A 13,042-nucleotide genomic window follows, 5' to 3' on the forward strand; every position below is an offset into this window, starting at 1 on the left:
ACAATGCGCGGCATTCGTAGAGGTGGGTCCTACAAGATCAGGTGCTGATTCAACAGCGCCGACCGCCTCTGCTTCGCCACGCCCGGAAGGAGAAACCCATGGGACAGCGCACGCCCCTGTACGACCTGCACCTGGCGCTTGGCGCCAAGACGGTCGATTTCGGCGGTTGGGACATGCCCCTGCATTACGGCTCTCAGGTCGAAGAACATCATCAGGTCCGCAGTGATTGCGGCGTCTTCGACGTTTCCCACATGACAGTCATCGACATCGACGGTGCCGACGCCACCCCCTGGCTACGGCGCCTGCTGGCCAACGACGTGGCCCGCCTCGAAAGCCCCGGCAAAGCCCTCTACAGCCCGTTGCTCAATGAGCAGGGCAAGGTCATCGACGACCTGATCGCCTACCGCACCGAAGACGGCTATCGACTGGTGGCCAATGCTGCCACCCGCGACAAGGTACTGGCCTGGTTGAACGCGCAGAGCGAAGGCTTTGCCGTCGGTATCGAGGTACGCCCCGATCTTGCGATCCTCGCCATCCAAGGGCCCCAGGCCCGCGAGAAGGTCGCCGCACTGCTCAGTGCTGCGCGTGCCGCGCTGATTCGCGAGCTGCGCCCGTTCGAGGGCGTCGGCGAAGGCGACTGGTTCATTGCCCGCACCGGCTACACTGGCGAAGACGGGTTGGAAATCATCTTGCCAGGCGATCAGGCCGCAACGTTCTTCTACGATCTGGTCGGCGCCGGCATTGCCCCCAGCGGCCTTGGCGCTCGTGACACGCTGCGCCTGGAAGCCGGCATGAACCTGTACGGCCAGGATATCGACGAAGCCCACACACCGCTGACCTCCAACCTGGGTTGGAGCATCGCCTGGGAGCCAGCCGAGCGCGATTTCATCGGCCGCAGCGGCCTGCTGGCGGAAATCGAGCGTGGTGTGCAGGACAAACTGGTCGGCCTGGTACTGGAGGAGCGCGGCGTTCTGCGTGCCCACCAGACAGTTCGTGTTGCCGGTATTGGCGAAGGAGAGATCACCAGTGGTAGTTTCTCCCCTACGCTAAGCAAGTCCATTGCCTTGGCGCGCGTGCCCATCGCCACTGGCGACCGCGCCGAAGTAGAGATTCGCGGCAAGTGGTATCCGGTGCGGGTGGTCAAACCGACCTTCGTGCGCCACGGCAAGACCCTGATCTGAACACTCAATTACCGGCGGTAGACCGCTGAGCCAACCGAGGAATACGACACATGAGCAATATCCCCGCCGACCTGCGTTTTGCCGAAAGTCATGAATGGGCGCGCCTGGAAGCCGACGGCACCGTGACCGTGGGTATCAGCGATCACGCCCAGGAAGCTCTGGGTGATGTGGTGTTCGTCGAACTGGCCGAAGTCGGCAAGGTGTTCGCCGCGGGCAACGCTGCGGGGGTGGTCGAGTCGGTCAAGGCCGCATCCGACATCTACGCCCCGGTCGGCGGCGAAGTCATCGCCGTCAACGAGGAGCTGGCCGAAAGCCCTGAGCTGCTCAATGAAGCGCCCTACGAATCGTGGATCTTCAAGCTCAAGCCAAGCGACAAGGCCGAGCTGGACAAACTGCTGGACGCGGCGGGCTACAAGGCTGCCATCGGCGAGTGATGGCATGCGGGAAGGGGCTGCCTGGCAGCCCCGATGACCCTAGTCCAACGCAACGCCCAAGGCCTGTGCACAGGCTTGCAGCGAACGTCGTTCGCTCTGGGCGTACAGCGCCAGTTCGTCCTGCACCTTGAGCCCCAGCGCTGCCTCGAAGGCATCGCGGTTGGCATTGCTGCCATAGTCAGCCTGGGCATCGTCGCCAAGGTTCGACTGGAAGATCCCTGCGGCACTGACCGGCAGGAAGTCCTCGTACACCAGCGCCTCGAAATGCACATGGCCAGCGTCGATCAGGCCTTGTAGCGTGGACGGTCGATCCTGGCGATCTCGCTCGGCCAGGCCTTTTTCGGTGGCGAAGTAACGGAAGTAGGCCAGCCCCTGCTCGCGCATCTGCGTCAGATCATCCGGGAATTCGGCAAAGTGCTGCGCCAGCAGCGTCTTGTAGTGCTCGGCATTGGTTTCGGCCGGCACCCCGTTGAGGGCGGCCCGGGTAGCGTCGAGCAGGCGGTCGTAGAGCGCACGGCCTTTGGGGGTCAGCGCCGCACCCCGTTGCTCGATTTCGCCGAAGCGCGCGGTGTGGCTGCCCTGGGCATCGCTGAACGCGACCTTTTCCTGCAATGCCTTGAAGCTGGTCTGACGCAGCAGTATCGGGTGGCGCCGGGTGGGTGGGCCTTCGACCACGGCTTTGGGCGGAATGCCCTTGGCCGGCATGCCGACCTGGATTGCATCGATGTCCAGGGTGCGTGGGGTCAGGTGATTGATATGCGGGCCCTTGAAGGCCACCACATCGGCGATCAGGCGGTGCTGGTCGTGCAGTTGCTGGTACTGTTCGGCGGTGACCGTGGCCTGCTGGTGCCAGCGGAAGGTGTGCAGCGCCTCCTGTACGAAGGTTTCGGCATCGGCCGCGCTCAGGCCGCCGTCGCGTTCGCACTGAGCGATCAGCTCGAGCACGCGCGGGGTGAAGATCTGGCGCTTGGCCAGGATGTCCTGGGCCAATGCGCGCAGTGGCGGGTTATCGATCAGCTCCAGGCGCAGCAGCGAGGTGAACACGCGGAACGGGCTGATGTGCAGCGCCTGTTCGTGCACCGCGCGAAAGGCGGTGGAGTGCACCGGAACCCCAGCCGAGCTCAGGTCGTAGTAGCCAACCGGCTCCATGCCCATGACGGCGAACAGGCGGGCGATGGTCGCCAGCTCTTCGGCGGTGCCGACACGGATCGCGCCATGGCGCTCCTGATCCAGGCGTTCGACTTCACCGGTCCAGCGCAGGGCCTGGGCCACTTCAGGCTGCTGGGCCATGACCTGCTGGTTGATTTCGCTCACCAGCTCCAGCAGCGTGCCGTAGAGCGGCACTTCCTGTTTGTACATGAGCGACATGGCGGCAGAGAACTGCGCGCGGATGCTGTCGGGGCTGACGAAATCGTGGGCGGGCATCGCTAGCTTCCTGAAGGTCAGTAGATACCCTTACATGAAAGCGGGGAATGGACTTTGTCCACAAGCGAAAAAAAGTGTGAGGGTCATTCCTTTTGCTATTGAATTTGCCGGCCCTATCGCATCACCCCGGCAACTGCGCGCGAATCCATTCCACCAACGCCCGCACCTTCGGCACCTCCGCCGCATGTTCGGCGAACGCCAGGTAGTGCTTGCCATTGCTCGGCATCGCATGGTTCCAGGCCACTACCAGGCTGCCTTCGGCCAATTCCTTGGCCGCCAGATAGCGCGGCACCAGGGCCACGCCGCAGCCGGACTGTGCGGCGCTGAGCGCCATGTAGAAGGTATCGAAGCGCGGGCCATGGTAGCTGTTGTCGGTGTGCAGCCCCTGTTCCAGGAACCATTCATGCCAGGCCTCCGGCCGCGAGGTGCTTTGCAGCAGCACCTGCCTGGCCACCGCACCGGGGCCGTCCAGCTCTTGTCCGCCCAGCAGCTCCGGGGCGCACACCGGCACCACCTCTTCGCCGAACAGTTCCACGCAGGTCGCACCCGGCCAGGTGCCCTGGCCGAAGAAGAACACCACGTCGGCCGAGCCCTGCAGCAGGGCGAAGGGCTCCATCTCGTTGCGGATGTCCAGGTGGATGTTGGGGTGGCGTTTGCCAAAGCCCTTGAGCCGAGGAATCAACCATCGCACGCCAAAACTCGGTTGAGTGGCTACTTTCAATACTTCGGTCTGTTCGCCATAGGTGAGGACATAGCGGCTGGACATATCCACCTGGGTGAGGATCTTGTTGACCTCGGCCAGGTACAGCGCACCCGCCGGCGTGAGCTGCAGGCGCCGGCGGATGCGCAGGAACAGGTGGTGACGCAGCATCTCTTCGAGCTGTGCCACCTGCTTGCTGACGGCGCTCTGGGTCAGGTGCAGCTCTTCGGCGGCGCGGGTGAAGTTCAGGTGACGGGCGGCGGCCTCGAAGCACTGCAAGGCTGTCATCGACGGAACCAGGCGTTTGGACATGGCACTCTCTAGGGCTGCGATACCATTCCGCAGGGGAATGATAAGAGGAATAAAGGTCGTTTGTTGCAGCAATGTAATCGGATTAATACTGATCCCCATCACCTTTTCAACCCTTCACCCGATGTAGGAGAAGCACAATGGTTGCTGCATTGCTCGAGCGCCTCGGCGTCGCCGCCGCGGATCACACCCAGGGCGACTACCCTGTTCACACGCCGATCGACGGCAGCCAGATCGCCTCGGTGAAATTGCTCGGCAAGGCCGAGACCATCGCGCGCATCGACCAGGCGCAAGCAGCCTTCGAAGCCTGGCGCAACGTGCCGGCCCCGCGTCGCGGCGAGCTGGTGCGTCTGTTTGGTGAAGTGCTGCGTGCGCACAAGGCTGACCTTGGCGAGCTGGTGTCCATCGAAGCCGGCAAGATCACCCAGGAAGGCCTGGGCGAAGTGCAGGAGATGATCGACATCTGCGACTTCGCCGTCGGCCTGTCGCGTCAACTCTACGGCCTGACCATCGCCTCCGAACGTCCGGGCCACCACATGCGTGAATCCTGGCATCCGCTGGGCGTGGTCGGGGTGATCAGTGCCTTCAACTTCCCGGTTGCGGTATGGGCATGGAACACCACGCTGGCGCTGGTAGCCGGCAACTCGGTGGTGTGGAAACCTTCGGAAAAGACCCCGCTGACCGCACTGGCCTGCCAGGCGCTGTTCGAGAAGGCCCTGAAAGCCTTTGGTGAGGCGCCGCAGGGGCTGAGCCAGCTGGTGATCGGCGGGCGTGAAGCCGGTGAAGCCCTGGTCGATGACCCGCGTGTACCGCTGGTCAGCGCTACCGGCAGCACCCGCATGGGCCGTGAAGTGGGCCCGCGGGTTGCGGCGCGCTTCGGTCGCAGCATCCTCGAACTGGGCGGCAACAACGCCATGATCCTCGCCCCGAGCGCCGACCTCGACCTGGCCGTGCGCGGCATCCTGTTCTCGGCCGTGGGCACCGCTGGCCAACGCTGCACCACGCTGCGCCGGCTGATCGTCCACCGCTCGATCAAGGACGAAGTGGTCGCCCGTGTCAAAGCCGCCTACGGCAAGGTGCGCATCGGCGACCCGCGCAAAGACAACCTGGTCGGCCCGCTGATCGACAAGCTGTCGTTCGACGCCATGCAGGGCGCGCTGGCCAAGGCGCGCGACGAGGGTGGGCAGGTCTTCGGTGGCGAGCGCCAATTGGCCGACCAGTACCCCAATGCCTACTACGTATCGCCCGCCATCGCCGAGATGCCGGCACAGAGCGAGGTGGTGCGCCACGAAACCTTCGCGCCGATTCTCTACGTGCTGGCCTACGATGACTTCGAAGAGGCCCTGCGCCTGAACAACGAAGTGCCACAGGGCCTGTCGTCGTGCATCTTCACCACCGACATCCGCGAGGCCGAGCGCTTCCAGAGCGCCTCGGGCAGTGATTGCGGTATCGCCAACGTCAACATCGGCACCAGCGGCGCGGAAATCGGCGGCGCGTTCGGTGGCGAGAAAGAGACGGGTGGTGGCCGTGAGTCCGGTTCGGATGCGTGGAAAGGCTACATGCGCCGTCAGACCAATACCGTGAACTACTCGCGTGAGCTGCCGCTCGCGCAGGGCATCGTGTTCGACTGAGGTGAATGGCCGCTCCTACAGGGATCGCGCAGGCGATGGGGATCCCTGTAGGAGCGGGCTTGTCCCGCGATTGGGCGGCATGCCGCCCCAACCGCAACAAGAACAATATTGCTGGAGCCGGGCCATGTCCGAACTGCGTCAAGAATGTCTGTGGGAATCGATCACCCGACCGACCGTCGCTTCACAGGCGCTGGCCGGCGAGCACACGGCCGATGTCTGTGTGATCGGCGCAGGAATCACCGGGCTGTCGGCGGCGATCCACCTGCTCGAACAGGGCAAGTCGGTCATCCTGCTGGAGGCCTGGAAGGTTGGACATGGCGGCTCCGGGCGCAATGTCGGGTTGGTCAACGCCGGGACCTGGATCCGTCCCGACGATGTCGAGGCGACCCTGGGGCTGGAGCAGGGCGGGCGCCTGAACAAGGTGCTTGGCGAGGCGCCCGGTGAAGTCTTCGCCATGATCGAACGCCTGGGCATCGACTGCCAGGCCCAGCACAAAGGCAACCTGCACATGGCGCACAACGCCACGGGCCTCGCCGACCTCGAGGCACGCCATGAACAATGGCGACGCCGGGGTGCCGACGTGGAGCTGCTGCGGGGTGCCGAATGCCAGGAATACTGCGGTACCGACAAGATTTCCGCCGCGCTGCTCGACCGCCGCGCCGGCACCATCAACCCCATGGGTTACACCCAAGGCCTGGCCGCAGCGGTGCAGCGTCTGGGTGGCAAGCTGTTCCAGCAGTCGCCTGTCGAAGGCCTGACGCGTGATGGCGACGGCTGGCGAGTCGCCACCAACCGTGGCAGCGTGCGCGCCAACAAGGTGGTGATTTCCACGGGCGCCTACACCGAAGGCGACTGGAGCCACCTGCAGAAGCACTTCTTCCGCGGCTACTACTATCAGATCGCCTCCAAGCCGCTGCAGGGTGCGGTGGCCGACAGGATCCTGCCCCATGGCCAGGGCTCGTGGGATACCCGCACCGTGCTCAGCAGTATCCGCCGTGATGATCAGGGTCGCCTGCTGCTCGGCAGCCTGGGCCGGGTCGACAACAAGCCGGCGTGGTTCGTGCGCAGTTGGGCCGATCGCATCCAGAGCCATTACTTCCCTGAGCTGGGCAAGGTCGAGTGGGAAATGCACTGGACCGGCTGCATCGACTTTACCCCCGACCACCTGATGCGTCTGTTCGAACCGGCGTCGGGAGTGGTAGCGGTGACAGGCTACAACGGCCGTGGCAATACCACGGGCACCGTGATTGGCCGGGCTCTTGCGCAGTTTCTGCTCAAGGATGATCCGGACCGCCTGCCGATCCCGTTCTCACCGATGAAGCCGGTGAGTGCGCCTTCGTTGCGCACGGCATTCTACGAGTCGGGCTTCTCGCTGTATCACGCAGGGCAGTGCCTGCGCGTGGTGCTGTGATTGCACTGGCCCCTTCGCGGATAAACCCGCGAAGGGGCCCGCTTATTTGTGCAGCCAACTCAGAAAGCCGCCCTTCTTCACCGCTGCCGGCTTCTGCATCAGCAGCGACTCCCGGCTCAGCAGCCTGAACCGCTGCAGCTTGTTCAACGCCTGCACCACGTCGCCGCGCTCGGCCAGGCAACTGCGCACCTGCTCCTTGTCGATCCGGTACAGCAGGCAGCCAGTCAGGGTGCGGAACTCGGCGAACGAACTGTCCTCGTCCATGATGCCCTCGATCCCCAGCACTTCCCCCGGCCCCATGCGCCCGGCCTCCACGCGCTTGTCGCCATTGCGGATCGAGGCCTGGACCACGCCGCTGCCGATCACCAGCAAGTGATCGGACTGTTGGCCGACATCCAGGATCACCTGGTCGGCCAGATACTCCACCGCCATCATGCGCTGGCTGAGGGCATCGCGTTCCTCGCTGCTCAGCGAGCGGAACACCCGCACTTCGTCGAGCAGCTCACGCTGTCGGCTACGTGGGGCGACGGCCAGGTCGAGGCTCCACATCACACCGCTGGCCTCGAGATGGCGGTGGGCGAGGTCGAACAGCAGGTTGCGTACGTCGGTCTTTTGCGCCGCGTCGGCGATGAAACCGCTGGCCTCGTATTCCACTGACTCCAGCGTCGAGGCTTTCACCGACACCTTCGCTGCGGGTGACGGCAGCAGGGCGCTGGTGCCTTGCAGGGCTTTCTCCAGCGCGTCGAACACCCGCTTGGGGCGGATTCTGGCGGGTACCACCACACTGATCGAAACCCCGTGGCGGTCGGCTGGCCGGCTGTGGTTGAGCAGGCGCGCCTTGGCCGCCACCGAGTTGGGAATCACCGCCAGGCTGCCGCTGCCGGTGATCAGCCGCGTGGCGCGCCAGTCGATATCCACCACCTTGCCCTCGGTGCCGTCGATGGAGATCGAGTCGCCGATCTGGTAGGGCCGCGTGGTGTTGAGCACGATGCCGGAGAACACGTCGGCCAGGGTGCTCTGCAGCGCCAGGCCGATGACGATGGCCATCACTCCGGAGGTCGCCAGCAGCCCTTTGACCGGCAGTTGCAGGACATAGGCCGCCGCCGCCACGGCTGCGGCAAGAAAGATCAGCGCGCCCACGACATCCTGCAGCAGGCGCCCGCCGTGACTGCCGCGGGCGATCATCAGCAGGCCGAACACCACCGTCACCGTGCGCGCTCCGAACAGCCACCAGCCGATGGTCAGCACCGTGGCGATCAGGTTGCGCGCGACATCGTCCGCCCATGGCGGCGGTTGCAGCGGGCTCATGCCGGCGGCCAGTAGGACGGCGCTGAAGATCACGAAGATGCCCAGGCGCGTGACGATACGCCAGGCGCGGCGCTCCAGCGGGATCAGTTGCCAGAGCAGCAGGTCGAGGAAGATCAGGCAGGTTCCCAGCAGCAGGGGGTAGGACTGGATGAAGGCCAGCATGGTGGTCTCGGGGGCTAGGGGAGGGCTGAGGGGTAGTAAAGAGCAGGTTGGTTGCCCAGGCAATGGGGCATCTGTGGGTGTGGGTTTACCTGTGAAAAGGGCGACATCCGTTTCATCGTTCCAAAAAAAGAACGCTAAGGCCGTTTTTCACTATCTACCGACAGAAACGCGATGTTTTTAATCTGTGCCCATGCAGTCGAGACAACAACCCACCCCACCCGAAGGAGCACGACCATGAGCCAATTCACCTACAACCGCCTGAACAAAGACGACGCCGCCGTATTGCTGGTGGACCACCAGGCAGGCCTGCTGTCGCTGGTCCGCGACATCGAGCCGGACAAGTTCAAGAACAACGTGCTGGCCCTGGCCGACCTGGCCAAGTTCTTCAACCTGCCGACCATCCTCACCACCAGCTTCGAGCAAGGCCCCAACGGCCCGCTGGTGCCAGAGCTCAAGGCACTGTTCCCGGACGCGCCTTACATCGCCCGCCCTGGCCAGATCAACGCCTGGGACAACGAAGACTTCGTCAAGGCAGTGAAGGCCACTGGCAAGAAACAGCTGATCATCGCCGGTGTGGTAACTGAAGTGTGCGTGGCCTTCCCGGCGCTGTCGGCCCTGGCCGAGGACTTCGAAGTATTCGTGGTGGCCGATGCCTCCGGCACCTTCAACGAGATGACCCGCGATGCCGCCTGGCGCCGGATGGAAGCTGCCGGTGCACAACTGATGACCTGGTTCGGCGTGGCCTGCGAGCTGCACCGCGACTGGCGCAACGACGTCGAAGGGCTGGCCGCGCTGTGCTCCAACCATATCCCGGACTACCGCAACCTGATCACCAGCTACAACGCCCTCACCGCTGGCAAGTGACCCACCCCGCCAGGCGCCACCCACGGCGCCTGGTCAAACTTTGCTCAGGTATTCAGCGATGAACAACAGCAGCGTGGTCACCCTGGTGATCCAGCACAAAGTCCGGGCCGATGCCCTGGCGCACTACGAGACCTGGTTGCGTCGTACCGTCGGTGTTGCCCGCCGCCAGCCTGGTCATCTGGACGTGAACGTGATTCGTCCGGATGACAATGGCGGCCAGTTCACCACCGTGGTGCGTTTTGCCGATGCAGGGCAACTGCGTGCCTGGGTCGATTCACCGGAGCGCCAGCGCCTGGTCGCCGAAGTGCTGCCGCTGCTGGAAGAGGGTGACCAGACCCGTATCCACGACGATCCGGAGTTCTGGTTCACCCCGTCCAGCACGCCAGCCACACAGCCTGCGCGCTGGAAGCAGGCGGTGCTCACTTATCTGGTGATCTGCCCGATGACCCTGCTGGTGCCCCAGTTGCTGGCGCCGCTGTTCGCAAAGGTGCCGCCGCTGGGCGGGCCGTTGGCCAGCAACTTGCTGGTCAACCTGTGCGTCATCCTCCCGGTGGTGTTCTTCATCATGCCGTGGGTGACGCGCCGCTGCGCCGGATGGCTGCGCCGTTGAGCGCACGCCTGACGATCCACTGCTAGCGTTCAATCGCCTGCCGATCACCCCACCGGACGGAGAGCACCATGAACCAGGATCCCACCGACAAGAGCCGCCGCCGTTTCCTCGCCAACAGCACCCTGCTCGGTGCGGCCGGCGCGCTCTGGTCCGCACTGCCCTTCACCGATTCCGCCCATGCCGACATTTCAGGAGATCCCATGACCGCAGACCTCATTCTGTTCAACGGCAAGCTGCACACCGTCGACCGTGAAAACCCCACAGCTACCGCCGTGGCCATCAAGGACGGGCGCTTCGTCGCCGTGGGCAGCGATGCCGAGGCCATGGCCCACAAGGGCAACAGCACGCAGATCATCGACTTGAAGCAGCGCACGGTGATCCCCGGCCTGAACGACTCGCACCTGCACCTGATCCGCGGCGGCCTGAACTACAACCTCGAACTGCGCTGGGAAGGCGTGCCATCGTTGGCCGACGCCCTGCGCATGCTCAAGGAGCAGGCCTTGCGCACACCCACGCCGCAATGGGTACGGGTGGTGGGTGGCTGGAACGAATTCCAGTTCGCCGAAAAGCGCATGCCCACCCTCGAAGAAATCAACCAGGCAGCGCCTGACACGCCGGTGTTCATCCTCCACCTGTATGACCGTGCCCTGCTCAACCGCGCCGCATTGCGTGCCGTCGGCTACACCAAGGACACGCCCAACCCGCCCGGTGGCGAAATCCAGCGTGACAAGTTCGGCAACCCGACCGGCATGCTCATCGCCCGCCCCAACGCGACCATCCTCTACGCCACCCTGGCCAAGGGGCCGAAGTTGCCGCTGGAGTACCAGGTCAACTCGACCCGCCAGTTCATGCGTGAGCTCAACCGCCTCGGGCTGACCAGCGCCATTGATGCCGGTGGCGGCTACCAGAATTTCCCGGATGACTATTCGGTGATCCAGCAGCTGGCCGACAACGACCAACTGACCGTGCGCATCGCCTACAACCTGTTCACCCAGAAACCCAAGGAAGAACTGGACGACTTCAAGAAGTGGACTTCAAGCGTCAAGGTCCACAGCGGCACCGACTTCCTGCGCCATAACGGCGCTGGCGAGATGCTGGTGTTCTCCGCCGCCGACTTCGAGGACTTCCTCGAGCCGCGTCCGGACCTGCCGCAGACCATGGAAGAGGAACTCGAACCGGTGATCCGTCACCTGGTCGAGCAGCGCTGGCCGTTCCGTCTGCATGCCACCTACGACGAGTCCATCTCGCGCATGCTCGATGTGTTCGAGAAGGTCAACCGCGATATCCCGTTCAACAACCTGCCGTGGTTCTTCGACCACGCCGAAACCATCTCGCCGAAGAACATCGAGCGGGTGCGGGCGCTGAATGGCGGGATTGCCATCCAGGACCGCATGGCCTTCCAGGGTGAGTATTTCGTCGACCGCTACGGCGCCAAGGCTGCAGAGAAAACCCCGCCGATCCAGCGCATGCTCGCCGAGGGCGTGCCAGTGGGTGCTGGCACCGATGCCACCCGGGTGTCGAGCTACAACCCCTGGACCTCGCTGTACTGGATGGTCAGCGGCAAGACCGTCGGCGGCCTGGAGCTGTACCCGGAAGGCCTGAGTCGCGCCACGGCGCTCGAGCTGTTCACCCATGGCAGTGCCTGGTTCTCCAGCGAGCAGGGCAAGAAGGGGCAGATCAAGGTCGGGCAGTTGGCTGACCTGGCGGCGCTGTCGCTGGACTTCTTCAGCGTCGAGGAAGAGGCGATCAAGAGCATCGAGTCGGTGCTGACGGTGGTGGATGGCAAGGTGGTGTACGGCGCGGCGGAGTTCGACAAGCTCGGCCCGGCGCAGATTCCGGTGGTGCCCGAGTGGTCGCCGGTGGCCAAGGTGCCGGGCCACTGGCGGGCCGGTGCGCCGCTGGCTGCGGCGGTACACCAGTGCGTCGGGCCGTGCGGGGTGCATGCGCACAGCCATGAGAAGGCTCGGCATTCGAGCGTGCCGGTGAGCGACTATCAGGGCTTCTGGGGAGCGCTGGGCTGCTCCTGCTTCGCGTTCTGACGCTCAAGCCATATCACTGACCGCAAACTCCTCGGCCAGATGGTCGATCAGCGAGCGCACCGAAGGCAGCAGCCCGCGCCGCGAAGGGAAGATCGCATGGACGATCCCGCAGCGCGGCTGCCACGCCGGCAACATCTCCACCAGGCGCCCCTGGGCCAGGTCCTCGCGCACCGCCACCCGCGGCAAGTGCGCGATGCCCACCCCCGCCACCACGAAATGCCGCAGCGCGAACAGATCATCGGTGACCATGCGCGGCGTGTGCGCGATCACCAGCTTGCGCGCCATGTCCTCCCCCTGAAACAGCTCCCATTGATACTTCTGCTGCGCCGCGCCCCAGTGCAGGCTCGGCAGCGTGCTCAACATCTGCGGTTCGAAACCCTCGGGCAACTGGGCGAGAAACGATGGATGGCCCACCAGGCATTGGGTGCTGTTGCTCAGCACCTTCATCACCATGTCGGTGTTCTCCAGCGGCGGGAAGCGCACCCGTAGCGCCACATCGAAGCCTTCATGCAACAGGTCGACGCGACGGTTGGTGCTTTCGATGAACAGCTCCACCTGTGGGTACTTGAGCATGTAGCGCGTGAGCATCGGCCCGACCCACGAGTTGAGCAGGGTAGTGGGGCAACTGATACGCACCAGGCCACGTGGTTCGCTGCGGTTGCGTTCGATGATCTCTGCCGCGCCCTCGGCTTCCACACGCATGGCCAGGCAACGGTTGTAGTAGGCCTGGCCGATCTCGGTCAGCGAGCAGTGGCGGCTGGTACGGTGCAGCAGGCGAACGCCAAGACGGTCTTCCAGGTCGGCGATGCGCCGGCTGAGTTTCGACTTGGGCATGTCCAGCGCCCGGCCCGCCGGGGCGAAGCCGCCATGCTCGACGACCTGGGTGAAGAAATAGAGGGAATTCAGGTCTTCCAAGATCGTTCTCCAGATAGAACGCTACAGACAATTTTTGCAGTCTACCGCATCAA

General features: G+C 64.3%; 11 protein-coding genes. 7 read left to right on the forward strand and 4 right to left on the reverse strand.

The genetic code is table 11. The features are described from left to right. Positions 1-98 precede the first annotated feature (98 nt). Together gcvT and gcvH are read left to right on the forward strand one after the other, a co-directional pair. Positions 99-1,181, forward strand: a complete 1,083-nt coding sequence (gene gcvT / locus ACK3BK_RS00835) for a glycine cleavage system aminomethyltransferase GcvT (protein WP_411383572.1) — start codon at positions 99-101, stop codon at positions 1,179-1,181. A 50-nt stretch (positions 1,182-1,231) separates the two neighbouring features. Next, positions 1,232-1,615, forward strand: a complete 384-nt coding sequence (gene gcvH, locus ACK3BK_RS00840; protein ID WP_411383573.1) for a glycine cleavage system protein GcvH — start codon at positions 1,232-1,234, stop codon at positions 1,613-1,615. A 39-nt stretch (positions 1,616-1,654) separates the two neighbouring features. On the opposite strand, the gene ACK3BK_RS00845 is transcribed toward gcvH, so the two are convergent. Both ACK3BK_RS00845 and ACK3BK_RS00850 read right to left on the reverse strand, forming a co-directional pair. Continuing rightward, on the reverse strand, positions 1,655-3,040 hold the full coding sequence (locus ACK3BK_RS00845) for a VOC family protein (RefSeq protein ID WP_186669865.1): 1,386 nt from the start codon (positions 3,038-3,040) through the stop codon (positions 1,655-1,657). 121 nt (positions 3,041-3,161) lie between these two features. Next, the gene (locus tag ACK3BK_RS00850) at positions 3,162-4,052 is read right to left on the reverse strand and encodes a LysR substrate-binding domain-containing protein (RefSeq protein ID WP_186669864.1); all 891 of its coding nucleotides are present in this window, start codon (positions 4,050-4,052) and stop codon (positions 3,162-3,164) included. Positions 4,053-4,189: 137 nt separating this feature from the next. On the opposite strand from ACK3BK_RS00850, the gene ACK3BK_RS00855 reads away from it, so the two are divergent. Further along, entirely contained in the window at positions 4,190-5,680 is a 1,491-nt protein-coding gene (locus ACK3BK_RS00855) for an aldehyde dehydrogenase family protein (RefSeq protein ID WP_288377586.1), read from the forward strand. 124 nt (positions 5,681-5,804) lie between these two features. Then, the gene (locus ACK3BK_RS00860) at positions 5,805-7,091 is read left to right on the forward strand and encodes an NAD(P)/FAD-dependent oxidoreductase (protein ID WP_411383574.1); all 1,287 of its coding nucleotides are present in this window, start codon (positions 5,805-5,807) and stop codon (positions 7,089-7,091) included. A 42-nt stretch (positions 7,092-7,133) separates the two neighbouring features. Here ACK3BK_RS00860 and ACK3BK_RS00865 read toward each other — a convergent pair whose 3' ends face one another. After that, positions 7,134-8,561, reverse strand: coding sequence for a mechanosensitive ion channel domain-containing protein (locus tag ACK3BK_RS00865; RefSeq protein ID WP_411383575.1), 1,428 nt, complete (start codon positions 8,559-8,561; stop codon positions 7,134-7,136). Positions 8,562-8,795: 234 nt separating this feature from the next. Between ACK3BK_RS00865 and ycaC the strand changes: the two genes are divergently transcribed. The 3 genes from ycaC to ACK3BK_RS00880 all read left to right on the forward strand — a co-directional run bounded on the left by ycaC (position 8,796) and on the right by ACK3BK_RS00880 (position 12,074). Then, the gene (gene ycaC, locus ACK3BK_RS00870; protein WP_054893711.1) at positions 8,796-9,425 is read left to right on the forward strand and encodes an isochorismate family cysteine hydrolase YcaC; all 630 of its coding nucleotides are present in this window, start codon (positions 8,796-8,798) and stop codon (positions 9,423-9,425) included. 58 nt (positions 9,426-9,483) lie between these two features. After that, on the forward strand, positions 9,484-10,035 hold the full coding sequence (locus ACK3BK_RS00875; protein WP_186669860.1) for an antibiotic biosynthesis monooxygenase: 552 nt from the start codon (positions 9,484-9,486) through the stop codon (positions 10,033-10,035). 200 nt (positions 10,036-10,235) lie between these two features. Further along, positions 10,236-12,074: an amidohydrolase gene (locus ACK3BK_RS00880; protein WP_186670025.1), complete on the forward strand. Its 1,839-nt coding sequence runs from the start codon at positions 10,236-10,238 to the stop codon at positions 12,072-12,074. Between the two features lie 3 nt (positions 12,075-12,077). Here the strand turns inward: ACK3BK_RS00880 and ACK3BK_RS00885 are convergent, their stop codons facing one another. Continuing rightward, entirely contained in the window at positions 12,078-12,989 is a 912-nt protein-coding gene (locus ACK3BK_RS00885; protein ID WP_186711876.1) for a LysR substrate-binding domain-containing protein, read from the reverse strand. Positions 12,990-13,042: the final 53 nt, after the last annotated feature.

The sequence above is a fragment of the Pseudomonas sp. L7 genome (assembly GCF_046605565.1).
In the GTDB taxonomy this organism is placed as follows: Bacteria; Pseudomonadota; Gammaproteobacteria; order Pseudomonadales; family Pseudomonadaceae; genus Aquipseudomonas; species Aquipseudomonas wayambapalatensis.